General features: G+C 59.0%; 22 protein-coding genes and 1 tRNA gene. 8 read left to right on the forward strand and 15 right to left on the reverse strand.

Annotated elements, in window-relative coordinates:
• Positions 1 to 96 precede the first annotated feature (96 nt).
• The 7 genes from NCR40_RS08445 to loiP all read left to right on the forward strand — a co-directional run bounded on the left by NCR40_RS08445 (position 97) and on the right by loiP (position 5692).
• A complete protein-coding gene (locus NCR40_RS08445) occupies positions 97 to 972 on the forward strand; it encodes a triphosphoribosyl-dephospho-CoA synthase (protein WP_250509337.1) in 876 nt (291 codons plus the stop codon).
• A 31-nt stretch (positions 973 to 1003) separates the two neighbouring features.
• A complete protein-coding gene (locus tag NCR40_RS08450; RefSeq protein WP_244828068.1) occupies positions 1004 to 1303 on the forward strand; it encodes a malonate decarboxylase subunit delta in 300 nt (99 codons plus the stop codon).
• Positions 1300 to 2145 (forward strand): biotin-independent malonate decarboxylase subunit beta, encoded by an 846-nt coding sequence (locus NCR40_RS08455; RefSeq protein ID WP_250509204.1) that lies wholly within the window; start codon positions 1300 to 1302, stop codon positions 2143 to 2145. Before NCR40_RS08450 ends, NCR40_RS08455 begins: the two co-directional genes overlap by 4 nt.
• Entirely contained in the window at positions 2142 to 2963 is an 822-nt protein-coding gene (gene mdcE, locus NCR40_RS08460) for a biotin-independent malonate decarboxylase subunit gamma (protein WP_250465148.1), read from the forward strand. Before NCR40_RS08455 ends, mdcE begins: the two co-directional genes overlap by 4 nt.
• Before the next feature lie 197 nt (positions 2964 to 3160).
• Positions 3161 to 3841, forward strand: a complete 681-nt coding sequence (locus NCR40_RS08465) for a malonate decarboxylase holo-ACP synthase (protein WP_250509205.1) — start codon at positions 3161 to 3163, stop codon at positions 3839 to 3841.
• On the forward strand, positions 3838 to 4773 hold the full coding sequence (gene mdcH / locus NCR40_RS08470; RefSeq protein WP_250509206.1) for a malonate decarboxylase subunit epsilon: 936 nt from the start codon (positions 3838 to 3840) through the stop codon (positions 4771 to 4773). Before NCR40_RS08465 ends, mdcH begins: the two co-directional genes overlap by 4 nt.
• 160 nt (positions 4774 to 4933) lie before the next feature.
• Positions 4934 to 5692 carry a metalloprotease LoiP gene (gene loiP / locus NCR40_RS08475; protein ID WP_244825525.1) on the forward strand — a complete coding sequence of 253 codons (759 nt, stop codon included), beginning with the start codon at positions 4934 to 4936 and terminating at the stop codon, positions 5690 to 5692.
• A 62-nt stretch (positions 5693 to 5754) separates the two neighbouring features.
• Here loiP and NCR40_RS08480 read toward each other — a convergent pair whose 3' ends face one another.
• Positions 5755 to 6255, reverse strand: a complete 501-nt coding sequence (locus NCR40_RS08480; RefSeq protein ID WP_250509207.1) for a porin family protein — start codon at positions 6253 to 6255, stop codon at positions 5755 to 5757.
• 1008 nt (positions 6256 to 7263) lie between these two features.
• On the opposite strand from NCR40_RS08480, the gene NCR40_RS08485 reads away from it, so the two are divergent.
• Positions 7264 to 8466, forward strand: a complete 1203-nt coding sequence (locus NCR40_RS08485) for a glycosyltransferase family 4 protein (protein WP_250509208.1) — start codon at positions 7264 to 7266, stop codon at positions 8464 to 8466.
• Positions 8467 to 8472: 6 nt separating this feature from the next.
• On the opposite strand, the gene NCR40_RS08490 is transcribed toward NCR40_RS08485, so the two are convergent.
• The 14 genes from NCR40_RS08490 to NCR40_RS08555 form a co-directional block, all read right to left on the reverse strand.
• Positions 8473 to 9546 (reverse strand): EpsG family protein, encoded by a 1074-nt coding sequence (locus tag NCR40_RS08490; RefSeq protein ID WP_250509209.1) that lies wholly within the window; start codon positions 9544 to 9546, stop codon positions 8473 to 8475.
• Between the two features lie 78 nt (positions 9547 to 9624).
• A complete protein-coding gene (locus tag NCR40_RS08495) occupies positions 9625 to 10656 on the reverse strand; it encodes a right-handed parallel beta-helix repeat-containing protein (protein WP_250509210.1) in 1032 nt (343 codons plus the stop codon).
• Positions 10653 to 11792 (reverse strand): glycosyltransferase family 4 protein, encoded by a 1140-nt coding sequence (locus NCR40_RS08500; protein ID WP_250509211.1) that lies wholly within the window; start codon positions 11790 to 11792, stop codon positions 10653 to 10655. Before NCR40_RS08500 ends, NCR40_RS08495 begins: the two co-directional genes overlap by 4 nt.
• Before the next feature lie 3 nt (positions 11793 to 11795).
• Positions 11796 to 12695, reverse strand: a complete 900-nt coding sequence (locus NCR40_RS08505; protein ID WP_250509212.1) for a glycosyltransferase family 2 protein — start codon at positions 12693 to 12695, stop codon at positions 11796 to 11798.
• An 81-nt stretch (positions 12696 to 12776) separates the two neighbouring features.
• Entirely contained in the window at positions 12777 to 14147 is a 1371-nt protein-coding gene (gene murJ / locus NCR40_RS08510; RefSeq protein ID WP_250509213.1) for a murein biosynthesis integral membrane protein MurJ, read from the reverse strand.
• A complete protein-coding gene (locus NCR40_RS08515; RefSeq protein WP_250509214.1) occupies positions 14144 to 15319 on the reverse strand; it encodes a glycosyltransferase family 4 protein in 1176 nt (391 codons plus the stop codon). The genes murJ and NCR40_RS08515 overlap by 4 nt, the downstream gene beginning before the upstream one ends.
• The gene (locus tag NCR40_RS08520; RefSeq protein WP_250509215.1) at positions 15316 to 16392 is read right to left on the reverse strand and encodes an SDR family oxidoreductase; all 1077 of its coding nucleotides are present in this window, start codon (positions 16390 to 16392) and stop codon (positions 15316 to 15318) included. Before NCR40_RS08520 ends, NCR40_RS08515 begins: the two co-directional genes overlap by 4 nt.
• A gap of 11 nt (positions 16393 to 16403) precedes the next feature.
• Positions 16404 to 17672, reverse strand: coding sequence for a Vi polysaccharide biosynthesis UDP-N-acetylglucosamine C-6 dehydrogenase TviB (tviB, locus tag NCR40_RS08525; protein WP_250509216.1), 1269 nt, complete (start codon positions 17670 to 17672; stop codon positions 16404 to 16406).
• Between the two features lie 89 nt (positions 17673 to 17761).
• Positions 17762 to 19999 (reverse strand): polysaccharide biosynthesis tyrosine autokinase, encoded by a 2238-nt coding sequence (locus NCR40_RS08530; RefSeq protein ID WP_250509217.1) that lies wholly within the window; start codon positions 19997 to 19999, stop codon positions 17762 to 17764.
• 5 nt (positions 20000 to 20004) lie between these two features.
• Complete coding sequence (locus NCR40_RS08535; protein WP_250509218.1) at positions 20005 to 20442, reverse strand: low molecular weight protein-tyrosine-phosphatase; 438 nt, start codon at positions 20440 to 20442, stop codon at positions 20005 to 20007.
• A gap of 49 nt (positions 20443 to 20491) precedes the next feature.
• On the reverse strand, positions 20492 to 21598 hold the full coding sequence (locus NCR40_RS08540; protein WP_250509219.1) for a polysaccharide biosynthesis/export family protein: 1107 nt from the start codon (positions 21596 to 21598) through the stop codon (positions 20492 to 20494).
• Between the two features lie 162 nt (positions 21599 to 21760).
• Positions 21761 to 22903, reverse strand: coding sequence for an MraY family glycosyltransferase (locus NCR40_RS08545; RefSeq protein ID WP_250509338.1), 1143 nt, complete (start codon positions 22901 to 22903; stop codon positions 21761 to 21763).
• A 998-nt stretch (positions 22904 to 23901) separates the two neighbouring features.
• Positions 23902 to 23994 (reverse strand) — tRNA-Ser (locus NCR40_RS08550).
• Positions 23995 to 24193: 199 nt separating this feature from the next.
• On the reverse strand, positions 24194 to 25444 hold the full coding sequence (locus NCR40_RS08555; RefSeq protein WP_244825543.1) for an aspartate kinase: 1251 nt from the start codon (positions 25442 to 25444) through the stop codon (positions 24194 to 24196).
• Positions 25445 to 25841: the final 397 nt, after the last annotated feature.

The following is a 25841-nucleotide window of genomic DNA, read 5'->3' on the forward strand; positions in this document are numbered from 1 at the left end:
CTCGATGACGCCACGCATGCGAACCCGTCGAATTCGCGTGCCGTCGCAACGCACGCCAATACCGGAGCCGCTGCCCGCCCGAGCATGGGCCATGCGATGCAAACGGCGCTAGCGTCGCGCGAAGCCACTCGGTTCGCCCACTTGCAGCCGATCGTGCCCGATGCCATCGCGACCCGCGCCGTGGCCGCGCTCATCGACGAAGCGTGTCTCACACCGAAACCCGCATTGGTGGACCGGCGCGGCAGCGGCGCGCATCGCGATTTGTCGCTCGACATCATGTTGCGCTCGGCAAAAGCGTTGCACCCCACGTTTGTCGCCATCGCTCGCGCGTCGGCCGATCTCGAACCGTCGCAGACGTTACGCGAACAGCTTGCACGCATTGGCCGCGAAGGCGAGATTGCGATGATGCGCGCGACCGCCGGCAGCAACGCGCATCGCGGTGCGATCTGGATCGTCGGCTTGCTGTGCGCCGGCGCGGCGATGCATGCGCCCGACGACAGCGCGGCGATCTGCGCAAGCGCGGCACGCATCGCGCGCTTCGAGGATCGTTACGCGCCCGCGTCGGCACAAACGAGTCACGGCGCGCGCGTGTCGGCGCGATACCGTGTGGCAGGCGCGCGCGGCGAAGCGTGCGATGGCTTTCCGCATGTGCTCGAAATCGGGCTGCCCGCGCTCGATGCAGCCCGTCGCCGCAATCTCGATGAAAACGACGCGCGCCTCGAAGCGCTCGTCGCGATCATGGCGTCGCTCGACGATACCTGTCTCCTGCATCGCGGCGGCATGACGGCGCTACGAGTCGCGCAACACGGCGCGCGTCGTGTGCTTGACGCAGGCGGCGTTGCATCGGCGAGCGGCAAGACAGCGCTTCACGAACTCGACCGCGAACTGCTCGCGCTCGATGCATCGCCTGGCGGCGCCGCCGACTTGCTTGCGGCGACGCTCTTTCTCGACAGTCTCAGGCGCTTGCATTGATTCGCAACGCGCGCATCGAAGAGGAACGATGATGGAAAACATCCGATACGAATACCCCGCCACCCGCCCTGTGCCGCGTCGCGCGCACGTCGGCGTGGTCGGCTCGGGCGATCTCGAAGTGCTGCTCTCGCCATCGGCGACAGCGAATGCGGAAGTGGTGATCCGCACGAGCGTCGACGGCTACGAGCATGTCTGGAAGAGTGTGCTCGACCGTTTTTTTCAGCGATACGACGGCGCCGCGAAACTCGAACTCAACGACTTCGGCGCGACGCCCGGCGTGGTCATGCTGCGCCTGAATGAAGCCGTCGAAGCCAGCGAGGGCACGCCATGAACGCTCACGACACCTTTCTCGCGCGTCACAGCTTCATCGAGATGACCGCGCGCGAACGCGCCCGCGCCCTGCTCGATGCCGGCACCTTTCGCGAACTGCTCGGCCCCTTCGACCGGCTCGAATCGCCGTGGCTTGCCATGCAGAACGTCGTCTGCCAGTCCGACGACGGCGCGGTGATCGCGCGCGGCATGCTCGATGGCGAACCCGCCGTGATCGCGGCGATCGAGCCCGCGTTTCAGGGCGGCAGCATCGGCGAAGTCTCGGGCGCGAAGATCGCGGCCGCGCTCGAAATGGCGCTCGGCGAATTCGAAGCGGGCCGCGCGATCCGTCCCGTCGTGCTGTTCGAAACGGGCGGCGTGCGTCTGCAGGAGGCGAACCTCGGGCTTGCGGCCATCGCCGAGATTCAGGCGGCGATCGTCGCGTTGCGGCGGCACGTGCCGGTCGTCGGCGTGATCGGCGGCATGGTCGGCTGCTTCGGCGGCATGTCGCTCGCGGCGGCGCTCTGCACCGAACTCGTGATGACGCGGCAGGCGCGCCTTGGCATGAACGGGCCGGAGGTGATCGAACAGGAAGCGGGCATCGAGGAGCTCGATTCGGGCGACCGGCGCCTCATCTGGTCGATGATTGGCGGAGAAGAACGCGCGGCGGTCGGCCTCGTCGATGCGCTCGTCGAAGACGATACCGCGCAAGTACGCGACGCCGTGCTGGCGGCGTTCGCGCGCGGCGTGCCGACGCGTCATCGCACCGAGGATGTGGACGGTTTCATCGAGCGTCTGGCGCGCGTGAACCCGGACGCCATCGATCCCGAAACGCTGCGCACGCTCTGGAGTGCATCACGATGAACACGACAACTCTCTCGCGCGGCGAACGCTGGATCGACGCGCTGACTTCGCCTGCGTCCGGCGCGCAAGCCGGTCCGATTCGCGCGCGTGGCGGGCTTTTGAACGGCGAGCACGCGCATTTTCTCGCCGTCGTGCCCGATCCGGACAACCGCTTTCCACGCGCTCGCGACAACGTCGTCGGCCTCGAACAGGGATGGCTGTTGGCGCGCGCGGTGCGCGAGGTTATCGACGCGGATCGCGAGCGTGACGTGAAGCGTCCGATCGTCGCCGTCGTCGATGTCAAAAGTCAGGCTTATGGCCGGCGCGAGGAACTGCTCGGCGTGCATCTTGCCTGCGCCGCTGCCGTCGATGCTTATGCGAGCGCGCGTCTTGCGGGTCATCCGGTGATTGCGTTGATCGTCGGGCCGGCCATGTCGGGCGCGTATTTGGCGCACGGGTATCAGGCGAACCGGATCGTCGCGCTCGATTCACCCGGCACCGCCGTGCACGCAATGGGTCGCGAAGCAGCCGCGCGCGTCACGCGGCGCAGCGTGGAAAGTCTGGATGCGCTCGGCGACACCGTCTTGCCGATGTCGTACAAGATGAGCGCTTATGCAAAGCTCGGATTGCTGCATGAACTGATCGAAGGCGTCGATGCGGATGCGCCCTCGGCGGCCGAGATCGAGCGCGTGAAGGCATCGCTTGCGGCGGCCGTGAACGATGCGCGCGGTGCTTTGCGTGATCTGTCGAGCCGGCTTGGTTCTGCCGATGCGAAGCGCACGCGGGCTGCGTCGGTGGAGGTGCGCAAGCGAATGCGTGAGCAATGGGATGAAGCTTGAGTCGGGGCGGTGCTCCATGCGGCTTGGCGCATCGAGAATGGCTTGTCACGCACCAATGAAGCAGCTGTCACCGACGATAAGCTCCGCTTCGACGCAACATGCAAGAGGCCTTTGTGCGGCCCGTTTGCCGCGCATCGTTCGACACGGTCGCGCGATTCGTGACTGCGCGTGCCCAGCAAGCGTCACCGATGAGAACAATGATGAACGCAAGGCAGTATGAGATACGGCCACATGACCTGCTGAAGATCGACACGCTGTCGTCATCGGCCGGAGGCGGCGCGGACGTCGCGGTCTCGCTTCTCTTCGCGCCCGGCGTGCCGTCCTGGGTCGCCACCTCGCTCGCGCGCTCACCTTTCGTCGTCGTCCGCCGTGCGCCGCGCCTGGGCGACGCAATTCCCATCGGCGTACGCGGTTCGACGCGCGGCGAGCGCTTCGGCGCGTGGATCGATCAACGGTCGATCGCGTCTGCGTTGTCTCCCGAAGCCTTGCTCGAACGCACGCCCGATTCGGACCGCGCACACTTGCCCGCGTTCGCGCTTCTGCGGGCAATCTCGTCTTCGATCCAGGCAACGGGACTCGCCTGGGGCCCCGCCGGCAGCACAGGCTTCGAACTCGCGAGCGGTACACCCACGGTCACACCCGAAAGCGATCTCGACATCGTGATTCGCGCGCCCTCGCCGCTTTCGCGCGATGCAGCCGCCGCGCTTCTCGACACACTGTCGCGAACCGCGCGGGAGATCGGCACGCGCATCGACGTGCAGATCGAAACGCCGGAAGCCGCCTTCTCGCTCGCGGAATTCGCGCGCGCGAATCTACGCGTGATGCTGCGTCACGCCGACGGGCCGCGACTCGTCGCCGATCCGTGGGCAGCCGCATGATCGCGTATCTCTTTCCGGGACAGGGTGCGCAGACGCCAGGCTTTTTGCATCGGCTGGGCGGCGAGCAACCGCATCCGGTCATCGGGCAGACGCTCGCCGAAGCATCCGACATCCTCGGCGAAAACATCCTGCAACTCGATGACGCCACCGCGCTTGAGTCGACCGTCGCGGTGCAAGTCACGTTGCTGGCGGCAGCCGTGGCGGCGGCGCGCGCGCTCGCGGCCGAAGGTATCGAGCCGGAAGCCGTCGCGGGTTTGTCGGTCGGCGCGTATGGCGCGGCGGTGGCGAGCGGCGCCGTTGCGTTCGACGATGCCCTGCGCCTCGTTCGCCTGCGCGCGACGCTCATGCAGAACGCGTATCCGCACGGCTACGGCATGCTGGCGGTGCTCGGCCTGAACGAACGAGAGATTGCACGCGTGATCGCCGACGGTCACGCCGATGCCTATGTCGGCAATCTGAACGCGCCGCGTCAAATCGTCGTATCCGGCAGCGATGATGCGCTCGAAGCCGTGAGCCGCCTCGCGCTCGAACGCGGCGCGCGCAAGGCCGAACGGTTAGCGGTGAGCGTGCCTTCGCATTGCGTGCTGCTCGAAGACGCGGCCACCCAATTGATCGAAGCTGCCGCGAAAGTCCGCTTCGATGCGCCACGCGTTCCATATGTCGGCAATCGCGGCGCACGCGTGCTGCGTCGCGCCGATGCCGTGCGCGAAGACCTCGCGACCAACTTGCGCTATCCGGTGCGCTGGCACGAATCGACCATCGCGCTGTTCGAACTCGGCGCAAATGTCTTCGTCGAAATGCCGCCCGGCCACACGCTGACGCAACTCGCAAGCGACGCCCTGCCCGATGCGCAGGCGCTATCCATGGACGCCGCGTCCACTCATCCGACCGCCGCTCGCGTACGCGCGGCAAACCAGCGCGCCGCAGATTGATCCGCTTTTTCCGCACTTTTCCGACAGCGAATTGTCAACGTCCGTAAGCAAAATCAGAATGTTCCGCTAGCTTTTTGTTCGACGGACATCGACGATGCCGCTCCGTGCGCGAAGCATCGCGTCACGGACGCCCCAAAAACAATTCTAGGAAGACCGAAACATGAAATTCATCCGCTTGGCGCTCGCGGCGCCTGCTCTGTGCGCGCTCATCTCCTGCAGCAGCATGAATGCACTCAATCCCGACACGCTGTTGCAGTCTGGCCAGCTCGCATCGCAAGCCTTCACGCTGAGTGACGCCGATGTGCGCACGCTCTCCGACAAATCGTGCGCGGACCTGGACAAGGAAAACAAGATTGCGCCGGCGTCGAGTCAATACACGCAGCGTCTGAACCGCATCTCGAAGCAACTGGGCGACAACATCAATGGCGTGCCGGTCAACTACAAGGTCTACGTCACGAAGGATGTCAACGCCTGGGCGATGGCCAACGGTTGCGTGCGCGTGTACAGCGGCCTCATGGACGCAATGAACGACGACGAAGTGCGCGGCGTGGTGGGCCACGAAATGGGTCACGTGGCGCTCGGCCACACCAAGAAGGCGATGCAGCTCGCTTATGCGACCTCGGCCGTGCGCTCGGCGGCGGCATCGACGGGCGGCGCGGTGGCGAATCTGTCGGCATCGCAACTGGGCGACTTGTCCGAGAAGTTCGTCCAGGCGCAATTCTCGCAATCGCAAGAAAGCGCCGCCGACGATTACTCGTTCGACATGCAGAAAAAGAAGGGATACAGCCCGGCCGGCCTCGTGACGGCGTTCCAGAAGCTCGCGACGATCGACGGCGGCAAGTCGAGCATGATGGATTCGCACCCGTCGTCGCCTTCGCGCGCGAAGCACATTCAGGATCGGATTGCGTCGGGCAAGTAAGGACGGGGCAAAAAAAAGCGCGAGCAGCGGTTGCTCGCGCTTTCCATTCCGATTCGTGACGATCAGAAGTAGTAATGCACGCCGACGGTCAGACTGTCGTTACGACGATGGCCGCCGTCGCAGTGTGTCGTGTCGGCCGTGTATTCGCCAGCGACACTCCATTGCTTCGCGAACTTATACTCGACGCCCGCGCCGTAGTGCAAGCGCGTGTCCGGCCAGGTGCCAGTGAAGCCCACGCGCGCGTAGGGCATGATGTTGCCGTCGATAGGCATGCCGATTTTTACGTCGATGCCGCCGTCCTTCTTGGTCGTGGAACCAGCGTGAAGATCAGCGAATCCTTCGACGCCGACCACGAACTGGTTGACATCGACGTTATAGCCTGCCGTCAGGCCCGGAAAGAACGTCGTGTGCGTCGATTCCTCGAAATCGTGTCCGGTTGCATCGGAGAAATTCAAGCCGAGCTTCGCGCCGACGAAGGGGCCGGAGAATTCGCTAGCGTGCGCGCTAGCGATACCGAGCAGCGAGACGAAAAGCGGCGCCGCTACCTTTTTGATACTTACCATGAGTGAGCCAACCGTGAGAAAGGCGTCGCCAGAACACGCAAATCGAATTCAGGCAAGAAAATAATCGAGACAGCGCAGGCTGTCTTGCAATTGACTGCTTCCAAACAATCAACGCGCAAGATTAGTTTCCGATTGTTAACTCGGATAGCGGACTTGTCTTAAAGGTTGGGCTCGGCGGCGTAGGGCGTGACATGCGTCACGTGTTGCCTGGCCGATGACGCCGATGAGACCGGCACGCCTCATGGGAAAGTGGCGGCGATTGATGGTAGTACCGGCGGATGAGTGAACTTGCCGCCTACTTCCCGCGCAGAATGTCCCAAATTGCGATACTTCCCAAAAGCAAAACGACGATCAGCGCCGCCGTTCCAAGCACGTTAAAAATCACATTCACGATCAACTTCGTCGCCTCCATACACTGCCTGTTTTTTTGAATGGTTCGAGTAAGTATTCGCTATTTTTGCACGCCAGCCGTTTGAACGATCGAAGATGGGAACTGACTCTCATACATGATCGTGCGTCGCTCGTTCTTTATTGCGTGTGGAAGACCTCGTCCGGGCGGAGAGTTTCTCCTGAACCATCCTGATATTGCAATCTGCCATTCGGTCGGTGTGTGACGCGTGGCACGTCCGAGACTTGGCTGGCGTGCTCCGCAAAGTTTCTAAGCTTGGACCCTGAGCACGCCATCTCCACAAAGTTGCATTCCAAAAGACATCGATAGACTCGCTCCGATGATAAGATCGTTAGTCTTCTTTAGCTTTCGATCGCGTCGTTTTCGTCAGAGCCGATTTTCTTCACCTTGGCTCGCTCGTGTCGTTCATCGTGCGAAACCATCCGCCATTACGCGAACGCGATTACATAGCCCACAAGCGTGACTTCAGACTGCATACCTATGCCATCGTCTTGATGTCCCGTGGTCAAACTCGCAGCGTCCTCAAAGACTCGTAACTTCTCTGATCGTCAACAGTGCGACATCCCCTCGTTAGCTCATCCAATTGGAGCATCACTTAAATGAAAATCACGCTATTGGTGAGTTCCATGGGAAGCGGCGGCGCGGAAAGGGTCGCGGCCACGCTCGTGAATGCCTGGAGTGAGCGCGGTGACGATGTCACGCTGGTCGCTACATATAGCGGTAAGGGTGATTGCTTCTACAAGATTTCCGAGAACGTTCGCTTCATCTATCTGACTGACCGTGCAGGGAGTCAAGGCGGCAAGTTATCGAGCTTCGTTCAGCGGCAGCGGGCTTTGCGCTCGCTCATCCGGGAGAACCGTCCCGACGTTGTGATTTCCTTTTTAACCAATGTCAACGTAGCCGCAATTCTTGCAACATTAGGCTTGGGCATTCCGGTTATCGCTTGCGAACATAACGATCCATCTCGCGACGGCCGATCCGCGTTATGGAAACTGCTTACTCGTCTGACTTACCCGCATGCCAGCGCGATAACGGTGCTCACCGAAAATGTCGTCGCGCCGTTCAAGACAACGGTGCCCGGCATGCGACATATTGCTGTCGTCCCAAATCCGCTGCCTGACGAGTTGTTCCGGCAGTCGGCGCCGTCTATCGAAACCGGCGCGCGCATGCGCCTCGTTTCGCTCGGACGATTGCATCCGCAAAAGAACTATCGCCTTTTGATCGACGCATTCTCGTCCATTGCGAATGCATGCCCGAAATGGGATCTGTGGATATGGGGTGAAGGCGCCGAACGCGCATCGCTCGAAGCGGAGATCGAAAGGCGAGGTATGACCCAGCGCATCTTTCTTCCGGGTGTCACCGAAAATCCATGGACGGAGATTCTGCGCTCGCAGGCATTCGTCATGTCATCCCGCTTCGAAGGATTCGGCCTCGCGCTCGCCGAGAGTATGGCTTTAGGCGTTCCCGCCATAGCTGTCGATTGTCTCAGTGGTCCGCGCTACATCACGCGCGACGGGCAGGACGCGCTGCTTGTGCCAGTCGCCAATCCGCAAGCGTTAGCCGCTGCAATTCAAAGGATGCTCACCGATGACACGCTGCGTGCCGAACTGAGTCGCAAAGGTGCAAAGTCCGTTCGCGAGCGATATTCAACGAATACGATTCTTCGCGTGTGGGACGAGTTGTTCACGCGCGTTGGCGTGGACACCGACGATGCCGCCGCGCGCCGACCCATCCATGAAAACGACATGACAGATTACGACTCACACGAATCGCACGGCGCCTACGACTCGACGCGCCGTTGATATCGCCTAATGAAGAAAATAGCTGTAGACATCAGCCTGATAATTCTTGAGGGCATCTGCCGACAGGGCTAGAAGAATCAGCGCAGTCCACCATATCACGAACGCGTTCCTGAATCGAATTTGCGAAATCACGTACGGCAGCAGTAACGCTATGCAATACCACACGCGTCCCTTCCCAAACGGAAACAGCACATACGCAAAGACCAAATAAGCCATGAGCGCAACGTGCATCGTGCATAGCTCCGTCCATACCTTGTCCTTCGCTGTGCCCTTCTCTTTCCATTGCGTATAAAGCACAATGACAGAAGCCGTTGCATAGACGATCAACAGGATGAGCAGCCGGATAGTGAAATCGTCCTGGTAGTCCGCATATTCCTCGACTCGCCTGCCGCCGAAATTATTGAAAAGATAGCCCGCCGCGGCGGCGAGTACGAACGCCGTCAAACTCGAAACGATCAACGCTCGCCATTTTCGATCTCCGCACGCTCGAATGGAGAGCAATAGCAACGCGGGTATCGCGAAGGTCGTATGAACGAAGCTCGCGAGCACCCATCCGAGGACGGGCCGCTGATAGCGCAGCGTGATAAGCATCGCTATGCCGAATGCCAAACCTTGACGGATTTGAAACAGTCCGACCGTAGCCAAGGCTACCGGAACGACCGCCCAAAGAAGCAGCCCTAGTAGCGGTCGCCGGACTTCTAAAAGCGCCGCAATGACAAGTGCGTTCGCCAATACGACGGTCAGTCTTACACCAATATCGGGTGTTACGCCGAACGCATTCAATACGATCAACCAGGTACGCCAGCCGAATTCCTCCGTCACCGTGCTGATGACAAAACTGAGCGTTGAAGTGCGTGTCTGATAAAGATTGACGAACCACTCCCACGTTGTCTGGCTGAAGTACTCCAGGTAATTGTCCTGATCTAGCAGCATCGTACGATCACCTACCGCAACCACCACCAGCAACAGAATCGCTATGAGGATGAATAGCCAGCCGCCAGGAGTAGTCAGGTAGGCGCGCGCCTGAGTTTTGCGACGGGGAACTGCTGGACTCGGCGCTTGAGTCATTCTGGCTTTCATCGAAATTCTTTTAGGTCGGATAATGCGCTCGGCGCCGGCTTGCTGCCTTGCGAGGTTGTCGTCGGCAAAGTGCGCCGGTTATCGAATAGTCTTCAAGTTTGTTACTACGATCTGCGGTCCGCGCTTGTCGTAATCGTGGCTTTCGACGGAAAGAAGCTTTGGCTTGATCCAGGTCGCCGATCGATTGACGATTCGTCCTTTCACAATTGAACCTTTGGTATCGAGACCTGAAACGCTAAAGGCGGCGATCTTCGCGGATTCATCGCGCTGACCGCTGATATCGATCTGCACGTCCTTGGACTCGACACCGGCAATCTTCAAGAGATAGACGAGGATGCCGATCTTGCAGTTTCGCGTGACAGGGTTGACGATCCTGATGTTTTCCAGCACGTCACGATTCGAATTGGGCTCGATATCCAGACCCGCCGACGGCGCCGTTCCACCGATGTTCTCCCACAGACCGCCTTCAATGAAAACGTTCCTTCCGCTAATGATGGAGATTCCCTGTCGACGACAGTTATTCGCGTGATGGTCAATCACGTGAATATACTGAGGCGGCATGCTGGTCGGCTGATAACTGTTCGCCAGGTATATACCGTCGCCCCAGCAACCCACCGTGGTTGCCGATTTGATCGTGATTTTTGAACTACCTGCTATCGAAATGCCCATGCCGTAGCCTTCCGAATGCGTTTTGGGCTGCGCCGAGTTCAACTCACGACTGCCGTCTAGCGTCGCGTTCTCCAGCACAACGTCGCTCACGTCCCACATGCGCAACATTTGATACGAAGGCGTGTCATGCGCAAGCAACTTGATCGAGGCGCCCGGTTCGAAGCGAACGCGCGAGCCGCTTCGCAGACTCAGTCCTTGCGTGTCGATGCGGCATTGTCCGCCAATGAGTAACGTCTTGCCAACTGAGCGATCGATCGCATCCTGAAGACGCGACGTGTCATTGCTCACGCCATCGCTCACGACGCCGAAGACACTCGCATGCACGACGTCGTCTTCATTCGATATCTTAGCCGCCGCCGACTGACACGCAAGCCCATGCGCCAGAGGCATCGACGCTATGACTTTGAGCGCAACTCTTCTGCTTATCATGATCGGTCTCAAGCGTTCTGCGTTGTTCCATACACCGCAACGGTCCGCTCGATCACGATCCTTTCGTCGAACTCTGCGAGCGCGCGAACGCGCGCATGGGCACCGATCGTTTCGCGCAACACCGGGTCGTCATGCAGACGCGCGATTGCATCTGTCAGCGCGACGCCGTCCTTCACCGAAACGCGCAAGCCATCGACGCCATCTTGACTCACGACCTCGCGACAACCCGGCGCGTCCGTCGTCACCAGCGCGATGCCGCATGCTGCGGCTTCGATCATCGCCTTTGGCAATCCTTCTCTATAACTGGGCAACACCATGATGTCGATGTCGCGTAGCAACGCCGGCATGTCACCGACATGACCGAGCCAAGTCAGCGTGCCCTCCTCGACCCAGGCCTCAACCGTTTTTGTCGGCACCGAAGCAGGATTGCCCTCGTCGGGATCGCCGGCGAGCAGGAATTCGAACGAGCGCTGGCTGTTTCGCAGCGCGCGCGCCGCTTCCACGTATTCCGCGATGCCTTTGTCCCACAGCAGGCGCGCAGCCAGCAAAACGCGAATCGGTCGTGGCGTGCCGCTCGTGTCCTTCGCGCGTTGGGCGAACTTCTGTACGTTCACGCCCGATCCGGGAATGAGGTGGATGCAAGACTTGTCGACGATCCCGGCGTTGATGAACATCGCGACATCGTCCGGATTCTGGAGAATCAGCGATGCGCCGCGGCCATTCAACGTCGCGCGCATCAATATTTTGACCAGCGGTCGTAAGACGCGCGCCTTCAACGAATCGTTCGTAAACACGAAGCCGAGACCTGCCACAGCGTTGACGCGCTGCCTGACGCGCGCGAGACGCGCCGCAAGCGAACCGTACACCGCGCATTTAATGGTGAACCCATGCACGACATCTGGCCGCTCTTTGCGAAACAGGCGGCATAGGTGCAAGACCAGCAAGAGTTCCCGCAAGGGGTTCAGACTGCGTCGTTGCATCGGCACGGGAAGCCAGCGGAATCCGGCGTCCTCTAACCCCGCGACATAAGGCCCCGGCGGCGACATGAGCAACACCGACCAGCCATTGTCCCGAAGATACTTCGCGAGCGACAAACGAAAATTGAAAAGGTACCAATCCGTATTGGCAAAGAGAACGACTTTTTTCATGACCTACCGACCTAACTCACGTCGAAACTTGAACCGCCAGTACAAATAAAGCGCTGATCCGAATGGCAGATTCAACAGCACCTGCAAGCGATGCCCGGACGCCATCGCGATCTGGTACACAGAACGTCGCGCCAAAAACTCGTAAGCAATGAGCCGCCACGTCATCACGAGCCGCGTGCGCATGTTGACCGGCGGCGCGATTGCCCAGCGAATGCCGTGTGCGGACCCGACCGGGCACAGGACCGTCAGCGCCGCGCCGCCTCGCGTCAGACCATCGGACAGATACTCGCAAACATAGAAGCCGATGTTCACGTGCAGCATCCGATACCGCCGCCCGATCATTCCCCATACGGCGGACTCCATCATGAAGCGCTCGCCTTCGACTTCCGGAAAAGGAAACTGCTTCAAGATGTCTGCGCGCCAGACTTCGGCCTTGTCGCCACGCACGCCGCGATTGATGCGCATATCGATGTATGTCGCCAACTCGCGGTCCGGCTCGAAACGGTCACCGATCACGCGTCCATCCGCGCGCAGTCTCAGAAAGCTCATGCCGCATACGTCGGGAATGGTTCGACACGACGACCAGTTTTCGCGAATCGTCGCGATGGCATCGAGCGTGAGCGTGTCATCGCTATCGACCGTGATGATCAATTCGCCCTTCGCAAGTGCGAAGCCCCGATTCAGCGCGGTATGCTTCCCGCCGTTCGGTTTCTGAATGTAGCGCAGCGGCCAATCGACCTGGTCAGCCCAGCGCTCGCAAAGCGCGCGCGTGTTGTCGACGCTGCCATCATCGACGACTATCCATTCGAAATCTCTGTCGCTTTGTTTTTCGAGGCTGGCGAACAAGCTTGGCAACTGAGCCGCACGGTTATAGCTGGCGGTAATAACAGAGATGAACGTCATCGAGAAAACTTGACAATGCGTGGCATGCGGGTGAGGCGATTCCAAGTCGGCGATCGCGTCAGACAAGGCATCGGCGAGAAATCAGGCTCCATGCTCTTGCTCCATGTCCTCTTCCTCGTTCTCGTGGATGGAGAAAAGATAGAGAACGAACACGACGCCGGCCATGACAGCAGTGCCTACAGGAAGCGCGGCCAAACCGAGCATTGGTGTGAAGGCGAAGTTGGCCGCGACCTTGGCGACGAAGCCTGCGCATGTGATGAACGCGATCGACCGATAGCGCCCTTCGCTGGCAGCCATCTGCATCAACACTAATGTGGCAAATGCTGGCGCTAATTGCAGCGTGAACCAGCGAAGCAAGACCGCGACATGTTCAGTATCGACCGCCGTGAAGGCGCCTCGTTGAAACAGCACACGCACGATCAAAGGCGCGGCGAACGAAGCGACACATGCCGCCACGGCGCCGATTCCGAACATGACGTAGGCCCATTTGATCGCCATGGATCGAGCGCGCTCGCGTTCGCCATTACGGATAGTCTGCGTCAACACGGGCAACGTCGCCCTTCCGATTGCCGATGCACCGAGACCCATCAGCAACGCAATCAGCCGATTGGCATAACCAAGCGTGGCGACCGCTCCAGCGCCTTCACGGGTCGCCATGTATTGATCGATAGGCACGATACAAGCAAGGATGGCCTGACTGATGAGCATGACGCCGATCGAATGCGCCATGGCCCGCCACTGCGGCGAACTGAATCCGAAGCGAATGGGAGCGCGGACCTTATCCGCACGCCTTGCGAACATCGACAACAAATAGACTTGCAGCGCGAGTCCGAGCGTAACCGCCATGTAAAGCGGCTTGATCGACGAACCGGTACTGAGGATCACCACCAAAAAGAGCACTGCAGCCGGCACGGCTTCGAGCAACGTGTTGATATGCCGCTCGCGTGCCTGCAAGCGCGCGGCATCGATACACATGAGCAAGGTAAGCGGCACGAGCGGCGACATGCCGACGATAAATTGCATCGCGAGCGATCTCGTATGCTCCGGCAGCGGTCCACCCACATAGGCGATCACCACGGGCGATGCGAAAACGAGCACGTTGGCGATGGCAAGACCGACGAGCCACGCCAAGCCACGCAATTCGCCGATGAAGTTGGCGAGCGTGTCCGTGTCGTCGTTGCGCATGCGCACGAGCACGGGAATCAGCACGGTACTGAGCACCGTGACGAGCATGGAAGGTATCCATGTGGCGAGCGTGAAGGACAACTGGTAGGCATCGACGATACCGCTCACGCCATAGCGATACGCGATCGCCATTTCCTTGAAGGCGCCGGCACTCTTGCCCATCAGCACGAAGAGTGACACCCATGCGGCGCCCTTCGCTATCCTGCGATGATCCGGATGCGCGTTCGCAAGCTTGGCCCGAAGCTTGGAGGCCAGTCCGAAGCTCATGTCCGCTTCTCTCTGCGATGCCGCGGAACGACCTTGCCCGCGCGCGCGGCGACTTCGCGCCAGATTGACTCATACGCTTTCTGCATCCGCTCGAGACCGAAGTTACTCACAATGCGAGTGCGCGCACGTTCCCTGCGCGCTTTACCTTCAGTCGTGCGGATCATTGCAATTGCTGCACCAAGCGCCTTTGAAAGCGCGACTGAATGACCAGGCGGGACGACCCATCCTTCGCTACCGACTATCGTGGCAACGTCGTCTACATCGGTATTCACGCTCAACGTGCCGCAAGCCATCGCCTCGGCGACCACGTTCGGGAACGCTTCCCCAGCGCTCGGCAGCACGTGGATATCGAGCGCGTTCATGACGCCTGGGATATCGTCCGACGGTCCCGCCAGAAGCACGCGTTCGCGCAAACCGACAGCATCGAGCGATGCGAGAAGATCGGCGTTCGCGGATGTCATGTCGGCGCCGACGAGCACCAGTTTGAAAGCGACGCCATTATCGGCGAGCATCGCCGCGGCGCGAAACAGGTTCGGATGGTCTTTCTGAGGATTCCAACGCGCCACGCATCCGATAAGCGGCATATCGTCCGAGACTTGCCAGAGCTGTCGTTGCGCGGCCCTCACATGAGGATCCGGCGAGAAGCGTTCGATGTCGTAGCCGTTCGGGATCCACGAGAACTTGCTGCCGTCATAGCCGATCTGTTGATGCGCGGCCTGGCCTCGTTTCGAGCAGCACACGATGCGGTCCGGCACGAAGCGCGAGAGCAATCCGCACATCTTCGCAATCCGGACCGTCATGCGTGTGTTCTTGTCGGAATCGAGATTCGCGTGGTGAACCGCCCAGCAAATCGGCTTGAAGCGCGTCAGATAGGCAAGCACGCCGCCGATGAGATCAGCGTGATACATCCAGGTCTGCACGACGTCCGGGCCGAATGCGCGCATGACCGACCAGAGACGAAGCAACGCGCGCGGCGTGATTCGGCCTTTCGAACAATTCAGCGCTTCGACTTCGATGCCTTGTTCGAGCAACTTCGCCGTGTAGTACCCTTCTCCGCGCATACAGACCACGCGATGCTCGATGCCGCTCGTGCGCCCGTGCGACACAACCTGGAACAACACCGCCTCTGCGCCACCGCGATCGAGGCTGCTGATGACATGCAGAACCTTCATCGTGATGTATTACCGTTGCTCGCATCGGAAGATTGGACGTGGTTTCGCTGCGTCTTCGTCGACGCGATATACCACGGCACGGCGGTCCGAATGCCTTCGTCGAGCCGCACGCCGTCGGCATATTCAAGCATCGACTTCGCCTTCTCGATACTGGCCTGCGAATGACGTACGTCCCCTGCGCGAAACGCGCGGTATGTCGGCGGCCGATCGTATCGAATGCCGTATTCTCCAAGCGTGTCACGCACCAAGCCGAACAACTCGTTCAACGTCGTGCGATCTCCGAGTGCGACGTTGAAGACCTGTCCGCGCACATCATCGCTCGCCGTTGCTGCGAGCAGATTGACCTGTACCGCGTTATCGACGAAGCAGAAGTCGCGGCTCGTCTCGCCGTCGCCATTGATCTGCACGTCTTCGCCGCTCATCATCGTGGCGATCCAGCGCGGAATGACCGCCGCATACGCGCCGTTCGGGTCCTGGCGTTTGCCAAAGACGTTGAAGTAGCGCAAGCCCGTCGCCTTGAAGCCGTAGCAGCGCGCGAAGACTTCTGCATAGAGCTCATTCACATACTTCGTGACGGCGTAAGGCGAAAGCGGACGTCCGATATTCGCTTCCTCTTTGGGAAGCGCCGGATGATCGCCGTATGTCGAACTGGACGCCGCGTAGGTGAAGCTGGATACGCCTGCATCGCGCGCGGCGACCAGCATGTTGAGGAAGCCACCGATGTTCACCTGATCGGTCGCGACCGGATCGTTCAGCGAACGCGGCACCGATCCCAAGGCGGCCTGATGCAGCACATGCTTCACGCCAGCGACAGCGGTCTCGCAATCTCGCGCATTGCGGATATCGCCTTCTATCAGCGTGAAGCGTGACCATTGCTCCGGCAACACCGAGGTCGCCACTTCGTCGAGATTGCGCCGATGACCGGTCGCGAAGTTATCGAGCCCGACGACTTCCTGATTCAGCCTGAGCAGCGTCTCGACGAGATTCGAACCGATGAATCCCGCCGCGCCCGTGACCAGCCATCGCACTGGATTCGCTCGCAACGCTTCGCAGATAACCTGATAGCGATTCATCGTGAGTATCCTTACAGGCGCAGATCCGAACCATCGGCCGGCAAGACATATTTGAGGTCGTAGAGAAGGTGCTCCTTCTTGCCGAAATCGCGCATGCCCTTTCCGAGCGTGACGAACTGCTCGTGAGCGACCGCGATAACGATCGCGTCATAAGCACCCGCCTCAGGCGACTCGACGAGATCGATGCCGTATTCGTCCTTGACCTCGTGCACAAGCGCCCACGGATCGCAGACATCGACATGCGCCTGATACTCTGCAAGCTCGCTGACGATGTCGATGACACGCGTGTTGCGAATATCCGGGCAGTTTTCCTTGAACGTGAGACCGAGAATGAGCACGCGCGCATCGGCGATAGCAATGCGCTTCTGCGCCAGCGCCTTGACGAGTTGCGCGACGACATACTGCCCCATGTTGTCGTTGAGGCGACGACCCGCGAGAATGATCTCCGGGTGATATCCGATCTCTTCGGCCTTATGCGTCAGATAGTAAGGATCGACTCCGATGCAGTGACCACCAACCAGACCCGGCTTGAACGGCAGGAAGTTCCACTTTGTACCCGCCGCGCGCAGCACGGACTCGGTATCGATATTCATGCGATTGAAGATGATCGCGAGTTCGTTGATCAACGCGATATTCACGTCACGCTGCGTGTTCTCGATGACCTTCGCGGCTTCGGCCACGCGGATGCTCTCCGCCATGTGCGTTCCCGCCGTGATGATCTCGCGATAAACGGCATCGACCTTGCGCGCGGTTTGCGGCGTCGAACCGGACGTCACCTTGCGAATGTCCACTACGCGATGCGTTTTGTCGCCGGGATTGATGCGCTCGGGACTGTAGCCGACGAAGAAGTCGACGTTCATCTTGAGACCAGAGACGCGCTCGAGCACGGGTACGCAGACTTCTTCGGTGGCGCCCGGATAGACCGTCGATTCGAACACGACAATGTCGTTTTTCTTCAGCACCTTGCCGACGGTCTGGCTTGCCGAAATGAGCGCGCCGAGGTCGGGCCGGTTGTACGCGTCGATTGGCGTCGGCACCGTGACGATGAAGAAGTTGCACTTGGCAAGATCCGCCGCATCGGCGCTGAAACTAAGCTGACTTGCGCGCGCGAGTTCCTCGGTACTTACTTCGAGCGTCGAATCGATACCCTGCTTCAGCGCATCGATACGCGTCGTGTTGATATCGAAGCCGACTACGGGACGCCCGCGACCGAACTCGACGGCAAGAGGCAAACCTACATAGCCCAGACCGATGATTGCAATACGGAGATTTTCTAACATTTCGTTTAACCAACCTTCAGTGTTTCTCGATGCTTCGCTTGAAACATCGACGCCGAATTCGTCACGGCGTGCTTTAGCGAGTGCTGCGATCAGGAGCGGTCCTGGTAGTAACCGTCTCCGGTATAGCGATAGCTTTGATACCGGCCGCCGTAGCCATAGATCCTTCCGCGCGGCTTGATTGCGTTGAACAGCAAGCCGGTGACTTGCGTGCCGGTCTGCGTCAGACGCTTGATGGATTCGCTGACCTCTCCGCCGCGCGTCACGCCAGAGCGCGTGACGAGGAAGACGCTGCCCGCCGAGCCAACGATGGTTTCCGCGTCGGAAACGACGAGTACTGGCGGCGCGTCGACGATGACGACGTCATAGGCACGGGATGCCGCCGAGATGAAATCGCCCCAGTTTTTATGCGAGAGCACTTCCGCAGGGTTCTGCGGATAATTGCCCGACGAGACGAAATCGAGATTGGGAAGAACGTCCCGATGCACGACAGAATCGACCGACCTGGCTTCGGATATCGCGTCGGACAGCCCGGCATCGCGCCCCAGACCGAAGTACCGGTTGAGATAACCTTTGCGCATGTCCGCATCGATGAGCAACACGCGGGCGCCGCTCGACGCCAGCACCGTCGCGAAGTTGACGGACACGAACGACTTGCCGATTCCCGGTGTCGGACCCGCGATCAACACGACGTTATTTTTTCCGCCCGATGCGACGAACTTGAACGCGGTCCGAAGACTGCGCAGGCTCTCCACGGCTGGATCGTTCGGATACAGATTCGCGAGCACCAGCGGGCGCGAACCGTCGCTTCGCAGGTTACGGATGAGTTCGGCCTGCTTGTCGCTAACGGGAATCGTGGCGTAGACGCTGAGACCGGTGTGCTCTTCCAGCGAGATCGGATCGGTGACGCCCGTGAACAAGCGGTCCTTCACGAGAGCGAGTAAGGTTCCGAGGAACAGACCGGCGATCGCCGCTGCGGCCATGACGATCAGCTTGCGCGGCTTGACCGGGCGCTCGGGGATATCGGCGGTATCGACGATCCGTACATTGCCGATCTTGCCCGCCTTCACCAGACGCAACTGCTCGACGTTGCTGCGCATGGCGACATACAGGTCCGTCGAAACACGCACATCCCGCTGAAGCTTGAGCATGTCCTGCTCGGTCAGCGGCATCTGGCGAATCTGCGCGGCGATGCTATCGATCTGCTTCTGGTTCGTCGCAATTTGTTCGTCGATAGCGAGCAACGACGGATGCATCGGACCGAAACGCGTCGCCAAGTCCTGGCGCTTTTGCTTCATCGCGATGAGGCGTGTCTCCGCGTCGGCCGATTGCTGCAAGCTGACCTTGCCGGCCTCGGACAAGTCCACGATCGTGTGACTGTTTTGATATTCGCTCAACTTCGCTTCAGCGTCTTCGAGTTGCTGCTTCATGACGGGAAGCTGAGCGTCGAGGAACGAGATGGAATGTTCCGCTTGAGCCGCTTTGCGGTCGGCATTCTGCTTGACGTATTGGCGGCCGAGTTCATTCAGCGTGTCGCTCAGAAGCACGGGGTCCGTGCTTTCGAGCGTCGCGGAAATCACGCCCGAGTGCTTGCCCTGCTCGATGATCTGCAGCGACTTGATGAGGTCATCGGTCGTGAGTTGGCTCGAACGGGATTTCAGGACGAAGCTGGCGCCCGGTCTTCCGGACAGCTTGGTGACCTTCAGGGTGAGCGCGCCGAAGCTCGAGTTGAACTTCTCTTCGGTGCCGATAGAACCCGTCACTGGAGATTCCAGTCCGTAACCGCTCAGGCTGTACCGGTTGTCCTTTAGCACTGTCAGGTCGTAGCTACGTCCCTGAAGCTTGCGGGGAACCTCGAAGGCGGCAAGCTCGATCGATTCGCTGCCCCAATCGAAACCGCCCCAACCGAATACCCCAGGATTCGACAGTCCGTCGTTGTGAGATGCCATCCATTTACCGAACACGGGAAAATAGCGTGGCTTCGCTTCGACATTAAGTTTCAGCGCGTCGACCGTTCCGGACGCGACGAGCCGCGAACCAAGAATCTGGATTTCGCCATCCGCTGACGATTTGACATCGAACATGGCGGAAACATCGCTAAGTAGGTTCTTAGCGCTGGCCGCATCGGAAGAATCTTCGACGGCTACCAGAATGCGCGAGCTATAAACCGGCGTCGCGAGAAACGCATACATTGCGCCGACGATCACGAATAGCGCAGCGACGATGGCAATCAGCTTTCTGTGATCCAACAGGGCGTCCAGCAACTCGACGATACTTAGTTGATCGCTGCTCTCGCCATGCAACATAACCGGTAGATTCTCTTGTTTCATAACTTTCAACGCGTTGATTCAATTCGCCCGACCCAGTCCGAAAGTCCTCTTTCGATCAAGTCAAAACAGTCTTCGAAAACATTCCGTTCTTTTCGGTACGGGTCCGGTACTTCAAAGTTACTGAATTGACCTAGCCTGAAGACGCGACCTTTTACAAACGGATATCGCTTCTCCAGATAGCGCTTTTGCTGTTCCTGCATTACGAGGATCAACTCGGCGCGCTTGCAGTCGAAGCCGCTCAACTGCGCGCCACGATGAGATGAGATGTCGATGCCGTGATCCTTCATCACGCCTTGTGCGTATGGATCGGCCGGCTGTCCGGCAAGCGCGCTGATTCCGGCGGACCAGACTTCCAGCGACGGCACTTTCGACTGCAACCAACCCGCTGCCATCGGACTGCGGCAGATATTTCCCTCGCACACGAGGAGAACCGAGTCGATCATCCCGAGACTCCTGTGCGATCGTTCATGCGAGTCGTGCGTGAGGACATGATCAATAGCCCGCGACCTGGCGCCCGATGTTCGCGCCTTGCGCGCTCGGCAAAAGCAGATTGACAATGCGGTTCCAGCGAGCAAGACCGGTGGCGTCCACATAGACGACATCCTTTGGCTGCAGCTCGAAATGCTCCGCGAGTGCCAGTGCCACCGGCGACGTGCTGTCGAGATGAAAGACCTGCGGCGCGGCCGGGTCTTCGGTCGGACGTACGACATAAACTCCTGCCGCTTCGGCCGTCGAAGGATTCACGCCGGCAGCCGAGGCCAGTGCGTCATTCAAGGTGAGCCGACCGTCGTGCATCGACAGCGTCATCGGGCGCATTACTTCGCCGGTGACGAACACCTGGTTATAGGTCTGCGGCAAGACACGAACGACATCGCGGTCTTTCAGGAAGATCATCGATGCATCGAGTTTCTGTTCCGCGAGTTGCGGCAAGCTAATCTGGAAGGTCCGGCCGTTACGCAAGATCTGAATCCGGCTCGTGTCGCCCACGCCGGCGGTGACGCCATTGGCCTCGCTGAGCGCTTCCGACAGGGACATCGGGACATTCGTGATCGGCTTGATGCCAGGCTGATTGACTTGGCCCTCCACGAACACGCGCTGACTGCGATAGGCGACTACGCTTACCGTCAGTTGCGGATTTCTCAGATAAGGCGTGAGAAGGCGCTTCAACGTCGCTTGCAATTGAGCGACGGTTCCGCCAGAAGCCTTCACTTTTCCAATATAGGGAAACTGAATGTCGCCGTTATCCCCGACGACGAAGCCGGGGACCGTCTGTGTGCTGAGACCCGGCCCATTGGGCAGCGTGCCGGCTGTATCGCCGATGCTGTAGGTCAGATTTGGAACGACCAGTTCGGGGTGATCCCATACGATGATGGAAAGCACATCGGCCGGCCCGATGACGTAATGACTGGGATAGCCGATAAGCTGGCGATAATCGCCTTGGGACGTAGCATCGCGCTCAGCCTTTTGCTGCCTGACCAGTTGCGGCGTGATGGTCGCGATGTCAGGTGTTGAGGCTGGGTCGGAAGAGTCGACTGGTGCTTTGGGATCGAGTCGCATGCCAGGGGCAAGCGCGCATGCGCCAAGCAGGGCGGGCAGCATTGCGATAGCGAGAGCCAACTTGAGACGGCCGGAAAATTTCAAATCAACCATTGCTTGCGGGTGTTCAATTCAATTCGGTTAAACACTGGCTTGACGCTGAATTGGCGTCGGCCTTAGTCCGTGTTCTCAATCAAAATTTCAGGGTTAAAAACAGAGACGGTTTTATTGTTCAGCGTGCACGACAATAGGTTGCTCCTTGACAGGCGCTGGCCGAAGCCAAGCCGGCACGTGAAATCTCACGATGGCGGCATACAACCAGACATAGGTGGCAATAAAGAGGACTGCCGACGCGCCGAGAAGAACTGGAGATTCTGAAAACAAGGTTGCCGGAACGACCGCGCAAAGCGTCAGCGTCCACAAATAAGGAGATGCCCGGGAATTTCTGAGACTTAAGGCGCGTGAATCGCATCGATTCAATTCTCCGCCAAGCACGCGACGATAAACCAGTGTATGCAAATGAACCGCATCAGGCGCACCGGCAGGCAAACCACGCACGAGTTTTCTTCGGTAGATCGAGAAGACGGTTTCGAAGACTGGATAGATCGTTACCAGAATTGCGTAAAGCGGCGAAATGCTGGGATTGCGCATGGTGAGCAAGATCAGCAACTCGGCGATTAGAAAACCGATGAAATACGCGCCGCCGTCTCCGAGAAAGACTCGGGAGATCGGAAAATTCCAGGCAAGAAAACCGGTAATCGCACCAATCAGCGTCAACGAGACAATAACAATTGTCGAGTCGCCCACATGAAACGCCACTAGGCCGATCGACGCTAAAATGATGATCGCAACAACGGATGCAAGCCCATTCAAACCGTCGATGATGTTAATTGCATGCACCACGCCAGATACTGAAAATACTGTCAGAGTAATCGCGATCGGCGAGAAAACAAGCACTGCATCGACATAAGAAAAGTTCACCCGTGTAACCACCGCCCGCAGCGCGAAGCAAGCAAGCAGTGCCGCAATCATGGACGCGATCAAACGCGTTCTCGGGCTGATTCTCTTGGTCAGATCCTCGGCGAAACCTGACAAGAACGCGGGCAAGGAACAGCCAAGCAAAATTAGAGCTTCGCTACTGTTACGCGAAGGATTCAGAAAGGCATTCAAGAGTAACGAAGCAGCGACTGCGACGATGACGCCCGCACCACCGATTCGTGGCACCGCAACCGCATGGACTTTTTGAATCCCATCCAGATCGCGGTCCATTGAGAAGGAACCATGCCAGCGCTCGAAGCGAACAATGAACAGTACCGAAACAAAGGAAACCAGAAGCGCGATCAACACAACCAACATCGAAATCACCACCAAGTCCTCAACCTAAAAATCGAAAGCCTTTCTGCGCAAGATCAAAATAAGCGTGAATATTGGCTTCTTCTTTCCTGCCAAACATGCGAGATAGTCCGCTTGTTTATGCTTTTCATTATCACCGCTTTCAGGCCCTAATGACCTATCAACTTCTAAAGCACTTTGTTTCACGCTGACCTTTCAAGGCGCTCCGCCATTTCCAGTAACGGCCTTTGAATCTATATCAACGGACGAGCCGCAAGCGTTATTGGGAAATGTCTTAAGAGGATGAACCATAGGGTGGCGGCTGCCAAATCGCCGTTACTAAAATTCACGGGCTTTGATGTAAATGCTAACAACGAGCAAGTGTACTAGCAGTTGTAAAAAGTCTGGCAGCGATCAGGACATAAACTGTGCAATTTCATCGCATTCTTAGGCTTAATCGACGTACGCGTAAGCTCTTTTACAGACATGTCTTAGTCTTCCAAGAAATTCCGAGACAAAATGTGTAAACCGTTAGGATAATTCCGTTTGTATCGAGGGATAACCATCGATTTTCGGAGAGACGTGCGAAAGAAAGCGAGACGGCTCGATCCGGATGAGAGGTCCGGCTTCACGCGTTTTAGAGGTTAGATTTCTGCGCGGCGGACGTTTCGCGCGCTTACTGTTCGTGCGCGGCGGCTAAGGGTTCCGACAGCGCCGCCGGAGCATACTGCGATCAACGTGTGGATCGAATGGAGCGTGTGCGTGTGCGCGTTTTCGATGTTTGACTACGCGATCCCATCATGCCAGACGCGCGATTGCTCGAATTCAAGACGCAGACAACCCCGCGCTTGAAAAAGAGGGAGACAGTTCCGCGCAAGCACTGCTCTGGCAAGCGACACAGCGAATCGCCATGCATGGCTGCTAGAAGTTGTCCACGCCAGCTAAGCTTGAATCTCACGCGACCGGGCCCGATCACCGCCCAAAAACAAAAAGCCCCGCAAGTTTTTAACCTTGCGGGGCTTTTCTACTACTACTGGCGGAGACGGAGGGATTCGAACCCTCGATCCAGTTTTTAGCCAGATGCTCCCTTAGCAGGGGAGTGCCTTCGACCACTCGGCCACGTCTCCCAAACTGTTCGCCGCACCGGGAGTGCAGTGCAACGAGATCGAGATAATAGCGTGTTCGCCCGCGTCGGTCAAATTCGCATAACGATTTTTTCCAATCGATTACGCATCGGCTCATGGCTTACGCGAACCGCAACAGTGCATGAGCCCTCGAACCCGTCGCAACGCTCAACGCCACACTCAAACAAGACTCACGCAACACTCAAGCGCGATCGAGCTCGAACGCCTTATGCAGCGCGCGCACCGCGAGTTCGGTGTACTTCTCGTCGATCAGCACGGAGATCTTGATTTCGGAAGTCGAGATCATCTGAATGTTGATGCCCTCTTCCGACAACGTGCGGAACATGGTGCTCGCGATACCCACGTGCGAACGCATGCCGACACCCACCACCGACACCTTCGACACCTTCGGGTCGCCCAGCACGGTCTCGGCCTGCACGTGGCCCTTCACCTGGCCATTCAGGATCTCGAGCGCGCGCTGATAGTCGCCGCGGCCCACCGTGAACGTGAAGTCGGTCTTGCCGTTCACGCTCTGGTTCTGAATGATCATGTCGATGTCGATGTTTGCATCGGCGACAGGTCCGAGAATTTGATACGCGACGCCCGGCTTGTCCGGCACGCCCATCACGGCGATGCGCGCTTCGTCGCGCTGAAACGCGATGCCAGAAATCACTGCTTTTTCCATGTTCTCGTCTTCTTCAAAAGTAATCAGGGTGCCCGAGTGCATTTCCTTTTCGAGCGGCATAAGCGGGTCGGTCAGGCTCGAAAGCACACGCGTCTTCACCTGATACTTGCCAGCAAATTCCACCGAACGGATCTGCAGCACCTTCGAGCCCAGGCTCGCCATCTCCAGCATCTCTTCGAAGGTCACGCGGTCGAGCCGGCGCGCTTCTTCGACGACGCGCGGATCGGTCGTATAGACGCCGTCGACATCGGTATAGATCAGGCACTCGTCGGCCTTGAGCGCCGCGGCGATCGCGACCGCCGAGGTGTCCGAGCCGCCGCGCCCGAGCGTGGCAATGTGACCTTCCGGATCGACGCCCTGAAAGCCCGTGATGACCACGACCTTGCCCGCATCGAGATCCTTGAGCACGCGCTCGCCGTCGATTTCGCTGATGCGCGCCTTGGTGAACGCGCTGTCCGTCTTGATCGGCACTTGCCAGCCGGCGTAGCTCACGGCTTCGAGGCCTTCGGCGTGCAGCGCGATGGCGAGCAAGCCCACGCTGACCTGTTCGCCGGTGGAGGCGATCATGTCGAGTTCGCGCGGGTCCGGATTGGGCGTGATGTCTTTCGCGAGGCCGAGCAGGCGGTTGGTTTCGCCGGACATCGCCGAGGGCACGACGACCAGCTTGTGGCCTGCCTTGTGCCATTTGGCGACGCGCTTGGCGACGTTCTTGATGCGCTCGACCGAGCCCATCGAAGTGCCGCCGTATTTGTGTACGATGAGTGCCATTGTCGTTTTGAACTGGAAGGAAAACCGCGCTTCATGCGCTCGTTGCAATGCGCTTTAAGCGTTGTGGCCGATCACTTCGGGGATGATTTGAAGCTGGCGACGCGACGCGTTGGCGCATATGCCGCCGCGTGCTTGGGGTACCGGATTGCAATACCAGGCAGCAGTTGCGTTAGCCAATCGCGCATGAAAGTCGCGCAGTTGGTACGCAGCGAATTCGCGCGATGGCTGGCGATTTAACGTTGAATATCACGTCTTTTGGACGGAGATGACGAGCAAAACGCCAAGCGGACAAACGAGCTACGGTACCGGATCGAAGCCGAAATTACAAGATGAAGCGGCTGGGCATCTATTTTAACGGGTTTGCGGCGGACCATCCCGAAAAGAGGTGTGCGCAAGT

The organism is Caballeronia sp. GACF4, from assembly GCF_023631025.1.
In the GTDB taxonomy this organism is placed as follows: Bacteria; Pseudomonadota; Gammaproteobacteria; order Burkholderiales; family Burkholderiaceae; genus Caballeronia.